Source organism: Celerinatantimonas diazotrophica (assembly GCF_004339545.1).
GTDB classification, from domain to species: domain Bacteria; phylum Pseudomonadota; class Gammaproteobacteria; order Enterobacterales; family Celerinatantimonadaceae; genus Celerinatantimonas; species Celerinatantimonas diazotrophica.
Genome location: NZ_SMGD01000004.1, coordinates 13,217 through 31,743, shown reverse-complemented (window position 1 = coordinate 31,743; position 18,527 = coordinate 13,217). Strand labels below are relative to the sequence as shown.

17 protein-coding genes are annotated in these 18,527 nt (G+C 43.2%); 3 read left to right on the top strand and 14 right to left on the bottom strand.

Translation table 11 applies throughout. The features are described from left to right. The first annotated feature begins 259 nt into the window (after positions 1-259). The gene (locus EV690_RS01915; protein WP_131911266.1) at positions 260-538 is read left to right on the top strand and encodes a hypothetical protein; all 279 of its coding nucleotides are present in this window, start codon (positions 260-262) and stop codon (positions 536-538) included. Here the strand turns inward: EV690_RS01915 and EV690_RS01910 are convergent. The 6 genes from EV690_RS01910 to ilvG all read right to left on the bottom strand — a co-directional run bounded on the left by EV690_RS01910 (position 535) and on the right by ilvG (position 7,256). Next, positions 535-852: a hypothetical protein gene (locus EV690_RS01910; protein WP_131911265.1), complete on the bottom strand. Its 318-nt coding sequence runs from the start codon at positions 850-852 to the stop codon at positions 535-537. The genes EV690_RS01915 and EV690_RS01910 overlap by 4 nt on opposite strands. Positions 853-929: 77 nt before the next feature. Beyond that, positions 930-2,456, bottom strand: coding sequence for a threonine ammonia-lyase, biosynthetic (gene ilvA / locus EV690_RS01905; protein WP_131911264.1), 1,527 nt, complete (start codon positions 2,454-2,456; stop codon positions 930-932). Between the two features lie 49 nt (positions 2,457-2,505). After that, positions 2,506-4,344, bottom strand: coding sequence for a dihydroxy-acid dehydratase (gene ilvD / locus EV690_RS01900; protein WP_131911263.1), 1,839 nt, complete (start codon positions 4,342-4,344; stop codon positions 2,506-2,508). Between the two features lie 67 nt (positions 4,345-4,411). Beyond that, positions 4,412-5,338, bottom strand: coding sequence for a branched-chain amino acid transaminase (locus EV690_RS01895; protein WP_131911262.1), 927 nt, complete (start codon positions 5,336-5,338; stop codon positions 4,412-4,414). An 11-nt stretch (positions 5,339-5,349) separates the two neighbouring features. Beyond that, entirely contained in the window at positions 5,350-5,607 is a 258-nt protein-coding gene (ilvM, locus tag EV690_RS01890) for an acetolactate synthase 2 small subunit (protein WP_131911261.1), read from the bottom strand. Next, complete coding sequence (gene ilvG, locus EV690_RS01885; RefSeq protein ID WP_131911260.1) at positions 5,604-7,256, bottom strand: acetolactate synthase 2 catalytic subunit; 1,653 nt, start codon at positions 7,254-7,256, stop codon at positions 5,604-5,606. The genes ilvM and ilvG overlap by 4 nt, the downstream gene beginning before the upstream one ends. A gap of 840 nt (positions 7,257-8,096) precedes the next feature. Between ilvG and EV690_RS01880 the strand changes: the two genes are divergently transcribed. Beyond that, on the top strand, positions 8,097-8,789 hold the full coding sequence (locus tag EV690_RS01880) for a GntR family transcriptional regulator (protein WP_131911259.1): 693 nt from the start codon (positions 8,097-8,099) through the stop codon (positions 8,787-8,789). On the opposite strand, the gene EV690_RS01875 is transcribed toward EV690_RS01880, so the two are convergent. Together EV690_RS01875 and EV690_RS01870 are read right to left on the bottom strand one after the other, a co-directional pair. Next, entirely contained in the window at positions 8,790-10,313 is a 1,524-nt protein-coding gene (locus EV690_RS01875; RefSeq protein ID WP_131911258.1) for a YifB family Mg chelatase-like AAA ATPase, read from the bottom strand. Positions 10,314-10,731: 418 nt separating this feature from the next. Then, a complete protein-coding gene (locus EV690_RS01870) occupies positions 10,732-11,715 on the bottom strand; it encodes an SEL1-like repeat protein (RefSeq protein WP_131911257.1) in 984 nt (327 codons plus the stop codon). A 304-nt stretch (positions 11,716-12,019) separates the two neighbouring features. Here EV690_RS01870 and EV690_RS01865 point away from each other — a divergent pair, with 304 nt between their 5' ends. Beyond that, positions 12,020-13,051 carry a formylglycine-generating enzyme family protein gene (locus EV690_RS01865; RefSeq protein WP_131911256.1) on the top strand — a complete coding sequence of 344 codons (1,032 nt, stop codon included), beginning with the start codon at positions 12,020-12,022 and terminating at the stop codon, positions 13,049-13,051. A gap of 216 nt (positions 13,052-13,267) precedes the next feature. On the opposite strand, the gene EV690_RS01860 is transcribed toward EV690_RS01865, so the two are convergent. From EV690_RS01860 to EV690_RS01835, 6 genes are all read right to left on the bottom strand, one after another. Beyond that, positions 13,268-14,197 carry a sel1 repeat family protein gene (locus EV690_RS01860; protein ID WP_207907500.1) on the bottom strand — a complete coding sequence of 310 codons (930 nt, stop codon included), beginning with the start codon at positions 14,195-14,197 and terminating at the stop codon, positions 13,268-13,270. A 96-nt stretch (positions 14,198-14,293) separates the two neighbouring features. Then, a complete protein-coding gene (locus EV690_RS01855) occupies positions 14,294-14,602 on the bottom strand; it encodes a hypothetical protein (RefSeq protein WP_131911254.1) in 309 nt (102 codons plus the stop codon). Positions 14,603-14,619: 17 nt separating this feature from the next. Next, complete coding sequence (locus EV690_RS01850) at positions 14,620-15,225, bottom strand: SEL1-like repeat protein (RefSeq protein WP_131911253.1); 606 nt, start codon at positions 15,223-15,225, stop codon at positions 14,620-14,622. Positions 15,226-15,316: 91 nt separating this feature from the next. Next, positions 15,317-16,234, bottom strand: coding sequence for an SEL1-like repeat protein (locus tag EV690_RS01845; RefSeq protein WP_131911252.1), 918 nt, complete (start codon positions 16,232-16,234; stop codon positions 15,317-15,319). A gap of 91 nt (positions 16,235-16,325) precedes the next feature. Next, the gene (locus tag EV690_RS01840; protein WP_131911251.1) at positions 16,326-17,258 is read right to left on the bottom strand and encodes an SEL1-like repeat protein; all 933 of its coding nucleotides are present in this window, start codon (positions 17,256-17,258) and stop codon (positions 16,326-16,328) included. Between the two features lie 157 nt (positions 17,259-17,415). Continuing rightward, positions 17,416-18,348, bottom strand: coding sequence for an SEL1-like repeat protein (locus tag EV690_RS01835; protein ID WP_131911250.1), 933 nt, complete (start codon positions 18,346-18,348; stop codon positions 17,416-17,418). Between the last annotated feature and the right edge of the window lie 179 nt (positions 18,349-18,527).

Genomic DNA, 18,527 nt, shown 5'->3' with positions numbered 1-18,527 from the left:
TGTTGCGAAATCAATTTTCTGTTAGAAAATCATCGAAAAAAACGTCAAAAATTAAGCGCGGCGGAGGATGAGGGGAAACTGTACTTCGATTTTTTTGAAATTAATTTGATTAAGAATCATAAAGATAACTCCAAGACTGAATCAGTTTGTGGCAGTATTTTAACTTTGGCAAAATATTTGCTTCTATTCACTTAACCGACAAGGTAAGGTGAGTTCCTAAGTTAAACAGCAGTATTGATTGAGTTAAGAGGAGAAATGCATGTTTTCTATGAATCATACAATGTATTTGTTTCCCCTGAGGATTTTAAAGCAGTTATTTAATGACGATGGTTATGACAATGCAGGTGATCAGATCCTACAATGCTTAAATGGAGTTTGTCGGAATAATACTAAGGTGAGTACCCGATTTCATTTTGATACGTCCCACACCAATCAGTGGTTCCATTATTTGGGACTTTCTGTCAGCGGATTAAATAGCAAGCAACAAAAATGTTTTGAGAAAGCGTTGAATAAAGCTGGATTTATCTATTCCAATTAGCGTGATTCTCGATCACGGCGGTGGCTGAATGCATAAATCAGCGCAATGATTAACAACACCGGGACCCAAACGGGCAGGGTAAAGGCACTTAAGCAGATGATGCCAATGCTGCCGAACAGTAGTACAAGTCCAAATCCGATAAAGAATAAGACCATAAAAAGAGCTGCGATTAAAATGGTACTGATGACTGGCAAAATAGGCCATCCCATCGCAGAGGTCTGGTTGTAACCGATAAAATTCGGGTAGACGTGGGCTAAATTCCATCCTAAAAAGACTGAGCCGATGATTACTACCACCATCAGTAATGCTTTCATGGGTGTTCACCTGAGTTATTCACTCACTCTAGCCTAACTCAAGCAGAGAGTGAGTGAAAGTGAAAGAGTGACTTAGGTTATAAGAAGAACTGACAGGCTGGGTTGTCCGTTTCGCAGCGATAACTAAAACCAATTTGGTCAAAATAACCTGTCAAAGTCGAAATCGCTTCTCCATTATCCTCAAAGCCAACTAAGACCTGTCCGTAAGCTGCCCCATGGTTACGGTAGTGGAACAAAGTGATATTCCATTTTTGCCCGAGAGTTTGTAAAAAGCGCAGCAGAGCTCTGGGTTGTTCAGTAAATTCAAAGCTGAATATATGCTCTTTTAACGGTTTACCGGCTTTTCCTCCAACCATATGACGCACATGTAATTTAGCGATTTCATCATCGCTTAAATCAACCACTTGATAATCTGCTTGATGCAACGTGTCGATAATTTGTGGCAACTCCAGTTCGCGATCGGCAACTTTTATCCCAACATAGATATTGGCTCGCTCACTATTGCCATAACGGTAGTTAAATTCAGTAATCGCACGGCCACCAAGGTACTCGACAAACTCAAGGTAAGCGCCAACTCGCTCGGGAATTGTCACCGCTAAAATGGCTTCTTTTTTCTCACCTAGTTCACTGCGTTCACTGACATAACGAAGATTATGAAAGTTAATATTTGCGCCCGAGAGGATAAAGGCAAAGCGTTTGTCTCGAAGCTGATGATCACTGATATAGCGTTTTAAACCGGCTAATGCCAATGCGCCAGAGGGTTCAGCAACCGCACGCGTGTCATCGAAAATATCCTGCACTGCGGCGCAGATCTCATCGCTAGAAACAGTTAAGACTTCATCGATATATTGCTGGCATAGGCGAAATGTTTCGCTACCAATACGGCGCACGGCCACACCATCGGCAAATAATCCCACTTTGTCGAGTGTGGTAGGTTCTTGGGCTTGCATCGCTGCCTTTAGACATGCACTTTCATGAGGTTCAACAGCGATAACCTTGATATGCGGTAATAGCTGTTTGATGTATACCGCGATCCCGGCCGCTAATCCACCGCCGCCCACAGGAATAAAAATCGCATCTAAATGACTGTCTTGGTCGATCAGCTCTTTTCCGATGGTTCCCTGTCCGGCGATTACATCTGGGTCATCAAACGGGGGGATCATCGTATAGCCATATTGAGCCGTTAATTGCTGGCAGTGTCGGCTCGCTTCGTCAAAATTATCCCCGTGTAACACAACCTGAGCCCCGTGTGACCGAACGGCACTGACTTTTATATCTGGGGTTGTGACAGGCATTACGATAATAGCTGTAATGCCGAGGCGTTTAGCCGACAATGCGACCCCCTGAGCGTGGTTCCCAGCGGAGGCGGCGATAACGCCTTTACTTTTTTGCTCATCACTAAGCTGCGCAATTTTATTGTAGGCGCCACGTAGCTTAAATGAATGTACGGGCTGAGTATCTTCACGTTTTGTGAAGATGGCATTGCCAAGGCGTGAGCTCAGGCGATTCATTGCTTGCAGCGGCGTGAATTGAGCCACTTCGTAAACAGGTGATAATAAGATTCGGCGTAAATAATCGTTCGCCGACACAACAGATTCTGGCATAACAATACTCAATAGCTAGGACTCTGGCAGCGCACTGCCAGAGCGACGATTAGTCTAATTTACTTTTGTCACGCACGGCGCCTTTATCGGCACTCGTGGCGAAGTGGGCATACATTTTTAATGCGGTTGAGACTTGGCGATCTCGATTCAGCGGTTTCCAGCCACTGGCATCTTTTGCTTGGCGACGGGCCGCAAGGGTTGCATCATCCACTTGCAACTGAATACTGCGGTTGGGAATATCGATCGCAATGCGATCGCCGTTTTCTACTAGACCGATCGTTCCGCCACTGGCAGCCTCTGGTGAAACGTGACCAATAGATAGACCTGAAGTGCCACCAGAGAAGCGACCATCAGTAATCAGTGCACAGGCTTTACCTAAGCCAACCGATTTCAGATAACTGGTGGGATAGAGCATCTCTTGCATCCCCGGGCCACCTTTAGGGCCTTCGTAGCGAATGACAACAACATCCCCGGCTTTTACTTGGCCATTTAAGATGCCATCAACGGCTTCTTCTTGGCTTTCAAAGACAACGGCTGGGCCTTGAAATTTGAAGATAGACTCATCAACGCCGGCAGTTTTAACCACGCTACCATCAGCGGCCAAGTTGCCGTTTAAGACGGCCAAACCGCCTTCACGGCTATAGGCATGTTCGAGATCACGGATACAACCGGTTTGACGGTCAGTATCGAGCTCATCCCAGCGACATTCTTGACTAAATGCTTTGGTCGTTCGGATGCCCGCTGGTCCGGCTCGATAGAAAGTTTTAACCTGTTCGTCATCGGTACTGATCACGTCCCATTTAGCCAGTGTATCGGCGAGTGTTTCGCCCAGAACATTGGTCACGGAGGTATCGAGAAGTCCGGCGCGATTGAGCTCTGCTAACAGACCCATAATGCCACCCGCGCGATGAACATCTTCCATGTGATAGGTTTGCAGCGATGGTGCAACCTTACATAGGTGCGGCACTTTGCGCGACAGGGCATCCATATCTTTCATGGTAAAGTCAACGCCCGCTTCTTGGGCCACGGCTAATAAGTGCAGCACGGTATTGGTGGATCCACCCATGGCGATATCAAGCGACATAGCGTTCGCGAAAGCCGCATGTGAGGCAATATTGCGTGGCAAGACGGAGACGTCATCATTTTTATAGTAACGGTTGGCTAGCTCGACAATCTGTTTGCCCGCATTGATAAATAGATTACGCCGGTCAGCATGGGTAGCCACGAGAGAACCATTGCCCGGTTGAGATAAGCCGAGGGCTTCGGTTAAACAATTCATGGAGTTGGCCGTGAACATCCCAGAGCAACTGCCACAGGTGGGGCACGCGCTGCGTTCTACTTGTTCACTCTGCTCATCGGTAATGTTTTTATCGGCGGCCATGACCATCGCATCCACCAAATCCAACTTGATAATCTGATCAGACAGTTTAGTTTTGCCGGCTTCCATTGGGCCGCCAGAAACAAAAATAACGGGAATATTGATCCGCATTGCGGCCATTAACATTCCAGGGGTGATTTTATCGCAGTTAGAGATACAGACCATGGCATCAGCACAGTGCGCATTGACCATATATTCAACCGAATCGGCGATCAGATCGCGAGATGGCAGTGAATAGAGCATACCACCATGACCCATCGCAATGCCGTCATCGACCGCGATGGTATTAAATTCTTTGGCGATCCCTCCGGCCTGGTAGATCGCATCGCTTACTAGTGTTCCTAAATCTTTGAGATGGACATGACCCGGCACAAACTCAGTATATGAGTTGACAACAGCGATAATCGGTTTACCAAAGTCTTCATCTTTGGTTCCGGTGGCACGCCATAACGCTCTTGCTCCGGCCATATTGCGTCCTTCGGTGGTTGTGGCACTACGCAATTTTGGCATAATCTGATCCTTTTGCTCTTTTGTTATTTTAAAAGAAGCCGGAAAACGAGGTTTCCGGCGATAAATCTTAGTTGATGTAGTCTAACCAACCTTCTGTATCTTCGGTTTCACCATTAAACAGACCAAAGAAAGCCTGTTGCAGTTGTTTGGTGACTGGGCCACATTTGCCAATCCCAACTTGCTGGCCATCAACGCTGCGAACGGGAGTAAGTTCAGCGGCTGTTCCACACATAAATACTTCATCAGCCAAGTACAGGGCTTCACGAGCAATATTTTGTTCAACGATTTCGATACCCAGACGATTTGCCAGGTTAACGATGGTGTCACGAGTAATGCCAGGCAGAATACATGCACTCAATGGGGGCGTATAAAGCTTGCCTTTTTTCACCAAGAAGACGTTTTCACCCGAACCTTCACTCAACAGACCATTGACATCCAACGCCAGACCTTCGGCGTAACCGTGGCGGTGCGACTCTTCATTAATCAGTTGTGATGACAGGTAGTTCCCGCCTGCTTTAGCTCCTGTGGGCAGGGTATTGGGGGCAACGCGAGTCCAAGAGCTGACGCAAACATCAATCCCTTGTTCGAGTGCTTCTTCGCCTAGGTAGGCACCCCACTGCATAGATGCAACGACCACTTCACAATTTTTTCCTTGCGCTGAGCCTACGCCCAGACCAACATTGCCAGCAAAAATGAGCGGGCGAATATAAGCACTATCAAACCCATTGACGCGCACGTTATCACGAATCGCTTCTTCTACTTGTTCTTGAGTGTATGGTTGTTGCAGGCGATAAATTTTGGCTGAATCGAACAACCGTTGCACATGATCCTGCAAGCGGAAGATGGCGGTGCCTTTGTTTGTGTTATATGCACGAATCCCTTCAAAGACCGAAGTGCCATAATGCAACCCGTGGCTTAAGACGCTAACGGTTGCTTTCTCTTCAGGAACGTTTTCGCCATTAAACCAGATAAGAGAAGATTTTGAGTCTGACATATGTATTTCCTTTAGGCCCACTTTTGTTGTTGATCGTTGCAAAGCTCATTGATTTGGGCAACATCAATCAGTTTGTTTAATTGGTTAAAAAGTAGTGATATTGACCGTTCACTACAAACGGTAAAACGGATTCGAATCGCTTGCTCGCTTCCCAGTTCATCCATTTGCATCGATTTGACTGTAAACCCACGATGTCGAGTGACGCGCAAGATCCGTTCTAATACTTCCGGTGCTGACCGGGTTTGCATTTCAAAGGTGTGCTGATTCATGCCTGATCCTCCAGCATTTGATGGTTAGCCGCACCGGGTGGAACCAAGGGCCAGACATTTTCTTTTTCGTCGATAGCCACATGTAACAGATAAGGACCGTCACATTTAAGCATGCGATCCAGTGCCTGAGCAATCTGCTCTTTCTCGGTGATCGATTCGCCTGGAATATCAAAGGCGCTAGCTAAGGTTATAAAATCGGGATTATCATCCAGAATGGTTTCGCTTTGGCGACCATCAAAGAACAAGTCTTGCCATTGGCGAACCATTCCTAATCGGTGGTTGTCAATTAAAACTATTTTTATCGCCAACTGAGCGCGCTTAATGGTGCCAAGCTCCTGAACATTCATCATAAATGAGCCGTCGCCGCTGATGGCTATCACGGTTTCATCAGGGCGCGCAAATTTTGCGCCGATAGCCGCTGGTAAGCCATAGCCCATCGTGCCAAATCCAGAGCTGGAGATATGATCGTAGGGATGGGTAAATTGCATATGCTGAGCGACCCACATTTGGTGCTGGCCCACATCACAAGCGATAACATGGCGACCGGGCAATTGATCACTGAGCTGTTTCAGCAGCGCGGGTGCATAAATGCCTTTACCCGGATGGTTATACCGCCAGCGGTGTTTTTCGATCAATTCGCTGGTGTGTTGTCGCCACTCGTTAATATTTAATGGCATCTGTAAAGCGTGCAACACTTCGCTTAAATCATCGCTTATCGCAACATCTGCGGCACGCAGTTTGCCGATTTCAGCCGCATCAATATCGATATGAATGACTTTTGCATGAGGTGCGAAGGTATCGAGTTTGCCAGTGACGCGATCATCAAAGCGGGCGCCCGCCACAATCAGCAGATCGCTTTGCTGAACAGCGAGGTTCGCCGCAGGATTGCCATGCATGCCTAACATTCCCATAAAACAAGGGGTGTCAGGTAATGCGGTGCCAATCCCTTTGAGGGTCGTAACCGATGGAATCTGCGTGACGTTGATAAACTCGCGAGCCGCGGTAACGGCATTCGCCATACCAATGCCTCCGCCCATATAAAGAACGGGTTTTTGAGCACTATGCAGCAGTGCGCGAGCTTGCTCTATGCGCTCTTGATCTAGCCGCTCTGGTGAGTCGTTAATTGGACTAAGTTTGGGACTGCTGGTGGCGATTGTAGCGAGTTGAACGTCTTTAGGAATGTCGATGATAACTGGACCCGGACGACCCGATTGAGCAATAAAGAACGCTTCATCCAAGGCCGCCGCTAATTGCTCTGGCTCATTGACTAAAAAACTGTGCTTACAACAGGCTAACGATAATCCCAAAACATCCACTTCTTGAAAAGCGTCGGTGCCAATCACTGGATTACTAACTTGGCCGGTAATGGCAACTACTGGAATCGAATCCATCATGGCATCCGCTAACCCTGTGATAAGGTTCGTGGCGCCTGGGCCTGATGTGGCGATACAAACCCCAACTTTGCCACTAGCGCGCGCATAGCCAATTGCGGCAATGGCAGCCCCCTGTTCATGGCGAGTTAGCTGATGAGCTAAGCCACCATCGTACAAAGCATCATATAACGGCATTATGGCCCCGCCCGGATAACCAAAAACCTGGTTAACCTGATTCGCTTTGAGCGTGTTTACGATAAGCTGCGCCCCATTCATGGTGTATCCCTTTTGCTTTTATGTAAAAAAAAACCCCCGGACCTTGCGGTGCGGGGGTTTAGATATCGCCTGTCTTATGCTTGTTGCAATGACAAACGCCCCGCAGGCGAGTGAATAATCACCACCTGGACGACGACGTTTAGAATTAAAGCAACAAGTTTCATTATATTTTAAATCTTCTTTAGCGATGAGTGTCTGCATTTGATGTATTTAGAATTACCATACCCAGCTGTCGTGTGCAAGACTAATTTAATAGAAAATTTGTGTGGCTATTGCAGTTTCAAAAAGAAAATTAGTTAGAATCACTAATTTTTAAGATAATAGGGAAATGTTTCACTTTAATTGAAGCTTCTGGATAAGTAATATTCTTAGATATTGCCCATTTAGTAAAAGCGATTTTTTTCTGAATTTTGCGCCGATCGATGGAGATTTTATGAGAAAACATTTAACAATGAAGCCATATTGGCTCCAAAAGTAGCAAAGCCGGTCATTGTCGATGCTGCGCATCGGTTATTATAGATGACTGTGTTATTTTTGAACAAATTCATCCAAACTTAACCACATGGCAACAACGATGGCGCACTGCAACACTCGGCTATGAATCATGGGTAGGTTATATGCTTACCATTCGCCTGATATGGCTTTTCATGATCCCCGTCAGCTCTCATCTCGGTGAATAAACAGATTAAATCGAGCATATAGCCTTGGTTGCTGACTCTAGTTAGGATAGAGTAAAAGTACATAAATTATAAGATGCTTAGGATAATGCTATCTAAGCAGGTATTTGAAGGTGAACGTTGTTGTTTTTAAATGCCCCAATAAAAGATATATGCTTAGATTATGAGTGAATTCTCTGATTTTACTATTGCGGACCGTCCAGCGGTCAGTTTACAAATATACCAGTACCTTAAACAGGCAATTATTAGCTGTAAATTGGAACCCGGACGCGCTATTTCTGAAAAAGAGATCGCATCTTCGATGGATGTCTCTCGACAGCCTGTGCGTGAAGCTTTTATTCAGCTTGCCAAGTGTTCGTTGGTTCGTGTGTATCCGCAACGTGGCACTTATGTGACACAGATTTCGATTAAAAGTGTTCTCGATGGGCAATTGATTCGATCAAGTATCGAATGTGCACTGATGGAGCGATTAACTGCCTTGATTAGTGCTGAGCAGCTCGAAAATTTAACTTATTTGTTAAGTCAGCAACAACATGCCATTGACACTCAGAATTATCAGCTATTTCTGCACCAAGATGATGCGTTTCATCAGCAGTTTGCGTTGATCGCTGATTGTCCGCTTGCGTGGGAAACCATTGAAACGGTGAAAGCCGTCATGGATCGGGTGCGGTATTTAGATCTCACTCGTGAATCAACAATGGAGCAAGTGCTAAGCGAACATCGCGCGATCATCGATGCTTTAGCTAATCGAGATGTGCATCAGGCCAAAATATTGTTGAAACAACACTTAAGTGATTTTCCGCAGGTGATTAAGTCGATTCAAGAGCGCTACCCAACTTGGTTTGCTGAGCAGTAGTTACACCGTTTGTGTGAGGCGATTCAGTAACCGATCCATGGCTCGATAGCCGAGCGCCTCGACAAGTTGAGCATGCTCAAGTGGTTGTTGGTTTAGATCACTGATCGTTAATGCAACTTTCCAGATCCGATGATAAGCACGGATCGATAATCCAAGTTTTTCGATGGCCTGCTCTAAAAAGCTTGCTTCGGTATTATTTAATGGCGCAATTTCTCGTAGCATCGCACCACTGAGTTCGCTATTTAAACACCCCTGACGTTTGAGTTGCCGTTCTCTGGCTTGGATCACCTGTTCTCGCAGCTCTTCAGTGCTGAGCCCTTTAGGCTCTTGATTGAGGCTACCGCGGGGCAAGCTGGTAACCTCAACACTTAAATCAAATCGATCTAAAAAAGGTCCCGAGAGACGGCTAAGATAGCGCAAGATTTGGTCGACATTACTGCGTGCTTGATGTCCTTGATAGTAACCGCTGGGACTAGGGTTGAGAGCACCAATGAGTTGAAAGTCGGCCGGAAAGGTGACCTGTTGCATGGCTCTGGAAATATGCACCATCCCTGACTCAAGCGGTTGGCGCAGGGCATCGAGCACTGCACGTGGAAACTCGGCCATTTCATCTAAGAACAAGACACCATGATGGGCGAGCGAGATTTCACCCGGACGGGGTTTGCTGCCACCACCGACTAATGCCACCGCCGAGGCACTGTGATGAGGGCTGCGAAACGGCGGTGTATACCAGTGACTTAATGCTCGCTCATTCCCTCCAAGTGATTCGATGGCCGCTACATCAATAGCTTGATGAGTATTTAGGGGCGGTAAAATACCTGGTAAACGGCTTGCAAGCATGGTTTTTCCAGTTCCCGGAGGGCCAAGCATTAACAGATTATGCCGAGCGGCAGCGGCAATTAACAACGCGCGTTTTGCGCTGTTTTGACCGATGACATCACGAAAGTCACCTGTACTGGGTACCTGTGTGGGTTGGGGAAGTTCATCTGCTTTTGTCAGAGCTAATGATTGTTGACCATTAAGCCAAGCGACCAATTCGCCAAGACTGGCCGGAGCATAAATTTGCGCTTGTTCAACACGTGCAGCAGAGCCCGCATCCGCTGGCGGTAAAATCAATTTGTGCTGAGCTTTCACCGCGGCCATTGATGCACTAATGGCCCCGGGAATATGGCGAATTTCCCCCGATAGTGCCAATTCACCGAGTAATTCAAGCTGCTGTAGTGGGGCTTCCGGCAATTGAGCTGACGCAACCAAAATGCCAATCGCGATCGCCAGATCAAAACGACCACCTTCTTTAGGCAGATCTGCTGGAGCTAGATTGACGGTGATTCGGGCAGCCGGGAATTCAAAGCCGCTGGTGAGCAGGGCGCTGCGAACCCGTTCTCGTGCTTCGCGTACCGATGCTTCAGGCAGCCCAACCAAGGTAAAAGCTGGAATGCCATTGGCCAGATGCGTCTCTACCGTTACCAGTGGTGCATCGAGGCCAATGGATGCCCGAGAATAAACCACAGCTAGTTTTTCCATTGTGACTTTCTTTTATTGATTTTTATATCAATTATGCCAGAGCGATAAGCAAAAGTCCTGTGGTATCATTGTGTTAATGTTAATCATTCGGATTCTACTAAGCTGCATCTGGAAAACATTAGGCTAATTCGGTCGGTCACTCAGTCAAAGCGGAGCATGCGCGAATATTGTTTATCCAATGAGATATCGTCGAGAATTAAGGCCATTGTGGATGGCAGGCATTGCCCGGAGTGGGAAGCTCATGGCAATGCATAATAAGATAGCTATAGATAAGTATCGAAATTGCATTAGATATTTAAAATTAGATGAAATGTTTCATAGATAGCGATCCTTTCCATGAATGTCGCACTTATCATATGAAATCGGGAGTAATCTTATATAAAGATATTTTATCGTTAAACCAAACTTAAATTTTTTATTAGAAATTCATTAATCCAAATGGCTGATGAAATTCATCATAATAGTAGTAAGGTGGGTGGGTATTAACAAACTCTTTTGCCTTTTTTGAGAGGAGATTTTTTTTTGCACTGCTTATTTTTGTGTTTAATCTATATTTTTGAGAGCCGTTCTTCTTAAAGAAAATAGATAAATCTTCACCGTAGAGTGAAATAATCGAACCATAATAATAGGCTTTATCAATATTTTTGTCATATTCACCCCATCCTCGAATATAAGATACAAAAAGATATTTTATAAAATCTCTATCACCTGACTGAACAGCGAGTTTTTTATATTTATTCATTAACTTCACGTTTTTTCTAGACTCATAATATGTAGATAAAAGACTATATGCTGGAATAAAACCATTATTAGCTGATTGTGTTAGATACTTCAGTTTTTTAGACTTGTCATTTTTAAATAGATAAACAGCTGAACCTTGATAGCCTTGATTAAATGATCTTATTGCTATTTTATTTAATTTTTCTTGGCCCATACCAGGTAACCACTTAGTAAGTCGATACCAATAGCTATCTTCTTTGTGAAGCAATAAAGCAAATGTTGCTTTACCATTGCCTTGCTTTGATAATTTTTCCCAACCTTCTACGGCTTTACTTTTCCACTTGGAACTGCAAGGCCAAATGGAACAAAAAGAAAGCCCGTTATCTGGTGTCAACCGATACATTGCCCAAGGATCACCCATTTGGGCAGCCCTGAGCAGAATTCTCCCGGCATCCAGCCGTTTCATACCACCTTCCAGCTGATAGGTATTGCCCAGCCAGTACATGGCGTGGGCATTACCTTGTTCGGCGAGCTGACTAAAGACTTGTTCTGCCTCGTTATATTGATGATGCCACAGGGCATCAAGCCCATTGTGGATGGCAGGCATTGCCCGGAGCGGTGCTGAAACACAGATAAGAAGTAGAGTAATAAAATATTGGTTTTTCGAATGCGATACTTTCATAGATAAAATGTATTTTATAACCTAATTACTGTGCCCAATAGTATAAAAGAGTATTGGCATTGGTTCAGGCAAATCACCGATGTTCTTTTGGATTGACCGACTGGCGCGCAATGGAATATGAGCTTCTAGTCAAGCATCATTATATGTCATCAGCCATTATTATTCGTTATCTCAATGATGATTTATCCCACCTTTTGATGGTCTGACGTTTACCGTGAGCGATATCAGGTGGAGGCGTATTATTTTTAGTGAGTTTGTTGTAAATTACAAAAATCATTCAGAATTGTCGAGGTTTTTCTTGTTTGTGCCATGGTCGAAATGGGGATTGAGTACCTGTGTCCTGATGATATTAAGTGGTTGTCAGCCCTGGTATCAGGGGGTTGATAGCAAGACATTGTCAGAACAAAAAGTGCAGGCGATGGCTCAGCGAATAGACCAGCTTTACCCTAATCTGGATGGGGATGAAAAACAGCAAATTTTAGGCGTTGCGCTTCGGGCGATGGACAATATGCTGCGGGTTAAAGGTGGCAGTTTTGAAATGGGGGACTTTGGTATGAAATGCCGGGTTGCTGATACCAATCGCCTGAATTGGGACCCGAACGACCATCCGTGTTTAACTTCCCCCTCCTCACAACCCCACGGGGCGATGTATGTGCATCCGGTCACGCTCACCACCTATTACTTATCCAAGTATAAGACCACCTTTCGGGATTTTGAAATATTGCGCAAGGCGCATGATAAGCCACTCGCTCTAGGCAAAGGTTATCATGTGAAACGAAATACCTATGACTATAAAGGTTTTATGTCGAGGCATGGCAAAAATGCTGCGTATACCAAAACCTGGCAAAGTACCAAGGATTATTGGCATTGGCTCGGGCACATCACGGATGAGCCGTTTGATTTGCCAACCGAAGCGCAATGGGAATATGCGGCCCGCAGCCGGGGGAAACACTATTATTTCGCTACCAATAATAATTACTTGCAGTATGCTAATGATCATTATCGCAATCCCAAGACGGGGCGGTGGGTTACTTTTGACGAATCATCCGCGAACACATCATCAAATCCATCCAATGTGGACCGGTATCCACCCAATCCTTTTGGGTTTTATGATATGCAGAGTGTTGTGGCGGAATGGGTGAATGACTGGTATGCCAAAGATTATTACAAAGTGTCGCCAGTTAAAAATCCCACTGGTCCGAGCCATGGCCAATATAAAGTCACCCGAGGAGGCGGAAACATGCCGACCTTCGGGCGTTCACCTGAAAAGCTCACGCTTCCTTTTTATTCCGAGCTTAATAGCTTTCGCTGTGCCATCCAGTCTAGCCAGCTTTAAGAGGGCCTATACCTGCAATGACTATGGGGATGTTCCTTCCCCAGCACTTTGAATACTTACTCATCTGTTTGAATGCACTGTAATCGGAGTTATTGCCTGAAGCTGGAAACTCATGGCAGTGCATAACAAGGTGGCTATGGATAGGTATCGATATCGCATGGTTTATTTAAACTAGGCAAACCTTCTCTAGAATTTAATATAAAGCATTATCACCCACTAGAATCTCATTGCATAAATTGGAAAAGAAAATTCATCATAGTAGTGATATGGGGGGTGGGTGCGAACAAATTCTTTTGCTTTTTGGGTGAGTACAATCTGCTTATCTTTTGCGACCTTTGCGGATAATCTAAATTCTTTAGGAGCATTTTCCCCAAAGAATTCGGATACATCATCTCCATATAAAGTGGTTATTTTTCCATAGTAATAGGCTTTGTCAAAATCCTTTTTATAACTAAATATACCTTGTATATACACATCGAACAAAAATTTTATAAATCCCGTATCCCCTGATTGAATAGCTATATTCTTATATTTATTCATAAAATTAATATTGTTTTTTCCTTTATAGTATATAGCTAGTTTCGCATAAGCTGGGATGAAATTATTTTTGGCTGCCTGTGTCAAATATTTTAAGTTGGCTGATTTATTATGATTAAATAAATAAACAGCTGCACCTTGATACCCTTGATGAAAGGCTTTGAGTGCCATTTGATTCAGTTGCTCTTGTCCCATACCCGGAAGCCATTTTGTAACATTATACCAATATGTTCTTTCCTTGCGTAAAACGAGGGCAAATGTCGCTTTACCATTCCCCTCTTTTGATTGTTTCTCCCAGATTTCTGCAGCCTTACTGTCCCATTTTGAGCTACATGGCCAAACGGTGCAAAGTGAATACGGATTTTTGGTGTAAAGACGATACATCGCCCATGGGTCGCCCATATTAGCGGCCTTTAGAAAAATCTCCCCGGCATCCAGTCGTTTCATACCGCCTTCCAGTTGATAGGTATTGCCTAACCAATACATGGCATGGGCATCCCCTTGTTCACCAAGCTCTTGAAAGACCTTTTCGGCTTTTTGGTAGTGGTGATGCCACAGGGCATCAAGCCCATTGTGGATGCCAGGCATTGCCTGGAGCGGGAAGCTCACGACAATGTATAATAAGGTGACTATGGATAAGTATCGAGATTGCATGAATATTTTTAATAAGCAGATAGGAAATATGTATCCCCTGACTACTACCAATTAAAAGTCCATCCCATCAAATGGGAAAGAATATTCATCATAGTAGTGATATGGAGGGTGGGTGCGCACAAATTCTTTTGCTTTTTGGGTTAATACAATCTGCTTATTTTTTGCGACCTTTGTCGATAAACTAAAGTCTTTAGAGCTCTTATCTGCTCTAAAAAATCCTGATACATCATCTCCATATAATGAAGTTATTTTGCCATAGTAATAGGCTTTTTCAAGATTTTTATTATATCCAGGTACCCCTTGTAGATACGCAAAGAATAAAAAACTTATATATTTTTCATCACCAGATTGAATTGCCATTTTATTATATTTATTCATTAAAGTAATGTTTTTTTGTCATTATAATATATGGCTAATTTACCATAAGCTGGGATGAAATTATTTTTGGCTGCCTGTATCAAATATTTTAAGTTGGCTGATTTATTATGATTAAATAAATAAACAGCTGCACCTTGATACCCTTGATGAAAGGATTTGAGCGCCATTTTATTAAGTTTTTCTTGTCCCATGCCCGGAAGCCACTTTGTAACATTATACCAAAAGGTTCTTGCTTTACGTAATGCGAGGGCAAATGTTGCCTTTCCATTGCCTTGTTTGGATTGTCGCTCCCAAATTTCAACAGCCTTGCTATCCCATTTTGAGCTACAGGGCCATACGGTGCAAAGTGAATAGGGATTTTTAGTATAAAGACGATACATCGCCCAGGGGTCCCCCATATTTGCGGCCTTTAGAAAAATCTCCCCGGCGTCCAGCCTTTTCATACCGCCTTCCAGTTGATAGGTGTTGCCTAACCAATACATGGCATGGGCATCTCCTTGTTCCGCTAGCTGGCTAAAGACTTGTTCTGCCTTTTGGTAGTGGTGATGCGACAGGGCATCAAGCCCATTGTGGATGGCTGGCATTGCCCGAATCGGGAAGCTCATGGCAATGCATAATAAGATAACTATGGATAAGTATCGAGATTGCATTAGATATTTTAAATCAGATGAAATGTTTCATAGATAGCTATATCATCTACTTGAATTTCATTACATCAAATGGGAAAGAAAACTCATCATAGTAGTGATAAGGGGGGTGGCTGCGGACAAATTCCTTCGCTTTTTGGGTCAATATGATTTGTTTGTCTTTTGTTAGCTTTGACGACAAGTTAAAACCTTTGAAAAAATCAGATATATCATCTCCATATAGAGAAGTTATTTTTCCATAGTAATAGGCTTTTTCAAAATCTTTATTATACCCAACTACACCTTGCATATATGCAAAAAATAAAAACCGTATAAAACTTTTATCTCCTGACTGGACTGCCATTTTTTCAAATTTATTCATTAGCTTAACAATGCCTTTATTTTTGTAATATATGGCTAGCCTATTATAGGCTGGAATAAAATTGCTCTTAGCAGCTTGAGTCAGATATTTTGTATTATCGGTGTTATCATGATTGAATAAATAAACCGCTGCCCCTAGATACCCTTGGTGAAAGGCTTTGAGAGCGATCTTGTTAAGCTTCTCTTGTCCCATGCCCGGGAGCCATTTTGTGACATTATACCAAAAAGTTCTTTCCTTGCGTAAAACGAGGGCAAATGTTGCCTTTCCATTGCCTTGTTTGGATTGTCTCTCCCAAATTGCTGCAGCCTTGCTATCCCATTTTGAGCTACAAGGCCAAACGGTGCAAAGTGAATAGGGGTTTTTGGTGTAAAGACGATACATCGCCCAGGGGTCGCCCATATTGGCGGCCTTTAGAAAAATCTCCCCGGCGTCCAGCCGTTTCATACCACCTTCCAGCTGGTAGGTATTGCCTAGCCAGTACATGGCATGGGCATTCCCTTGTTCACTAAGCGTTTGAAACACCTGTTCGGCTTTTTGGTAGTGGTGATGCCACAGGGCATCAAGCCCATTGTGGATGGTAGGCATTGCCTGAAGTGGGAAGCTCATGGCAATGCATAATAAGATAGCTATGGATAAGTATCGAGATTGCATTGGATATTTTAAATTAGATGAAATGTTTCATAGACAGCGATATTATTTACTGGAATCTCATTACGTAGAATGGGAAAGAAAACTCATCATAGTAGTGATATGGGGGATGAGTGCGAACAAATTCTTTTGCCTTTTTTGACAATAATTCTTTTCGTTCATTTGAAATTTTTTCATCTAATCTATACTTATTAAGCCCATGCTTGTCATAGTATATAGATAAATCTTCACCATAGAGAGTAGAAATTTTGCCATAGTAATATGCTCTATCCAAATTTTTCTCATAGCCACCCCAACCATGTAAGTATGATATAAACAGATATCTTATAAATTTCATATCACCTAAGTGAACAGAAATATGCTTATATTTATTCATTGATTTAATGTCTTTTTTGGACTCGTAATATGTTGACAATATATTATAAGCGGGTTTAAAACCATTTTCTGAAGATTGTATGATATATTTTATATATTTCGACTTGTCATGATTAAATAAATAAACTGCTGCACCTTGATATCCTTGGTGAAAAGCTTTAAGCGCCATTTTATTAAGTTTTTCTTGTCCCATACCAGGGATCCATATTGTGACATTATACCAAAAGGTTCTTGCTTTACGTAATGCAAGGGCAAATGTTGCCTTTCCATTGCCTTGTTTGGATTGTCTCTCCCAAATTGCTGCAGCCTTGCTATCCCATTTTGAGCTACAAGGCCAAACGGTGCAAAGTGAATAGGGATTTTTGGTGTAAAGACGATACATCGCCCAGGGGTCGCCCATATTGGCGGCTTTTAGAAAAATCTCCCCGGCATCCAATCTTTTCATGCCGCCTTCCAGCTGATAGGTGTTGCCCAGCCAGTACATAGCATGGGCATTGCCTTGTTCACCAAGCGTTTGAAACACCTGTTCGGCTTTTTGGTAGTGGTGATGCCTCAGAGCATCAAGCCCATTGTGGATGGTAGGCATTGCCTGAAGTGGGAAGCTCATGGCAATGCACATCAAGGTGGCTATAGATAGGTATCGATATCGCATGGTTTATTTAAACTAGGCAAACCTTCTCTAGAATTTTATATAAAACGACGGTATTACTGCTAGAATCTCATTACATCAAATCAGCATTAAGTATAATACTCTATTATATTACTTAATATCGAAAGAGTCCCCATGGTTGGCTAAATTCATCATAGTAATGATAGGGACGATGATTTTTAACATAAATTTGTGCTTTAATTATCAATTCTCTTTGTTTAGGAACTGGTATTCTAGAATTTAATCGATATTCCTTTGGTCCTGTATTCTGAAAAAAAGGACTCATATCCTTGCCATATAATGCAAGGATTTTCCCGTAGTAATAAGCTTTGTTATAATCTTTCGTATAAATCCAACCATTTGAATAACATGTAAACAATACATTTAGTATTTTTAGATCACCTATTTTTACCGATTTACCCAAGTATTTATTTGCTAAATTATTATTTTTATTGGAATAATATGAGGCTAATATTTTATATGATGGTTTGAATTTGTTCTCTGCAGCGTTTATAATAGTTTCTAATTTTTTATTTACTGGTTTATTAATATTATTAAACAAATAAATAGAAGCTCCTTGGTAACCTTGATTATAGGCTTTAATAGCCATTTCATTTAATTTTTCTTGCCCCATTCCTGGTAACCATTTCGTAAATCGATACCAATAGGTATTTTCTTTGTGAAGTAATAAGGCAAATGTGGCTTTGCCATTGCCTTGTTTTGACAATTTCTTCCAACCTTCTAATGCTTTATCTCGCCATTTAGAATTACAGGGCCAGAATGAGCAAAAAGAAAAAGCATTCTCTGGATCTAATCGATCCATTGCCCATGGATCTCCCATCTTTGCTGCTTTCAATAATATTCTTCCCGCATCTAGCCGTTTCATGCCGCCTTCCAGCTGATAAGTATTGCCCAGCCAGTACATGGCATGGGCATCCCCTTGTTCGGCGAGCTGGCTAAAGACTTGCTCAGCCTTTTTATATTGATGATGCCACAGGGCATCAAGCCCATTGTGGATGGCAGGCATTGCCTGAAGTGGGAAGCTCATGGCAATGCATAATAAAGTGGCTATGGATAAGTATCGAAATTGCATGGTTTATTTAAAGTAGACAAAACTTCTCTAGAAGTTTATATAAAGCATTATCACACACTAGAATCTAATTACATTAGCATTAAGAATAAGTACAAAACTCTATTATATTACTTAATATCGAAAGAGTCCCCATG

What these genes read in the sequence shown, in the direction of transcription:
- EV690_RS01895 (WP_131911262.1), bottom strand. Translation starts at nt 5,338, where the DNA reads ATGTCAGACTCAAAATCTTCTCTTATCTGGTTTAATGGCGAAAACGTT.
- EV690_RS01870 (WP_131911257.1), bottom strand. Translation starts at nt 11,715, where the DNA reads ATGAAAGTATCGCATTCGAAAAACCAATATTTTATTACTCTACTTCTT.
- ilvA (WP_131911264.1), bottom strand. Translation starts at nt 2,456, where the DNA reads ATGCCAGAATCTGTTGTGTCGGCGAACGATTATTTACGCCGAATCTTA.
- EV690_RS01835 (WP_131911250.1), bottom strand. Translation starts at nt 18,348, where the DNA reads ATGAGCTTCCCACTTCAGGCAATGCCTGCCATCCACAATGGGCTTGAT.
- ilvD (WP_131911263.1), bottom strand. Translation starts at nt 4,344, where the DNA reads ATGCCAAAATTGCGTAGTGCCACAACCACCGAAGGACGCAATATGGCC.
- EV690_RS01880 (WP_131911259.1), top strand. Translation starts at nt 8,097, where the DNA reads ATGAGTGAATTCTCTGATTTTACTATTGCGGACCGTCCAGCGGTCAGT.
- ilvG (WP_131911260.1), bottom strand. Translation starts at nt 7,256, where the DNA reads ATGAATGGGGCGCAGCTTATCGTAAACACGCTCAAAGCGAATCAGGTT.
- EV690_RS01845 (WP_131911252.1), bottom strand. Translation starts at nt 16,234, where the DNA reads ATGAGCTTCCCACTTCAGGCAATGCCTACCATCCACAATGGGCTTGAT.
- EV690_RS01850 (WP_131911253.1), bottom strand. Translation starts at nt 15,225, where the DNA reads ATGAGCTTCCCGATTCGGGCAATGCCAGCCATCCACAATGGGCTTGAT.
- EV690_RS01910 (WP_131911265.1), bottom strand. Translation starts at nt 852, where the DNA reads ATGAAAGCATTACTGATGGTGGTAGTAATCATCGGCTCAGTCTTTTTA.
- EV690_RS01840 (WP_131911251.1), bottom strand. Translation starts at nt 17,258, where the DNA reads ATGAGCTTCCCACTTCAGGCAATGCCTACCATCCACAATGGGCTTGAT.
- EV690_RS01915 (WP_131911266.1), top strand. Translation starts at nt 260, where the DNA reads ATGTTTTCTATGAATCATACAATGTATTTGTTTCCCCTGAGGATTTTA.
- EV690_RS01855 (WP_131911254.1), bottom strand. Translation starts at nt 14,602, where the DNA reads ATGGCAATTCAATCTGGTGATGAAAAATATATAAGTTTTTTATTCTTT.
- ilvM (WP_131911261.1), bottom strand. Translation starts at nt 5,607, where the DNA reads ATGAATCAGCACACCTTTGAAATGCAAACCCGGTCAGCACCGGAAGTA.
- EV690_RS01875 (WP_131911258.1), bottom strand. Translation starts at nt 10,313, where the DNA reads ATGGAAAAACTAGCTGTGGTTTATTCTCGGGCATCCATTGGCCTCGAT.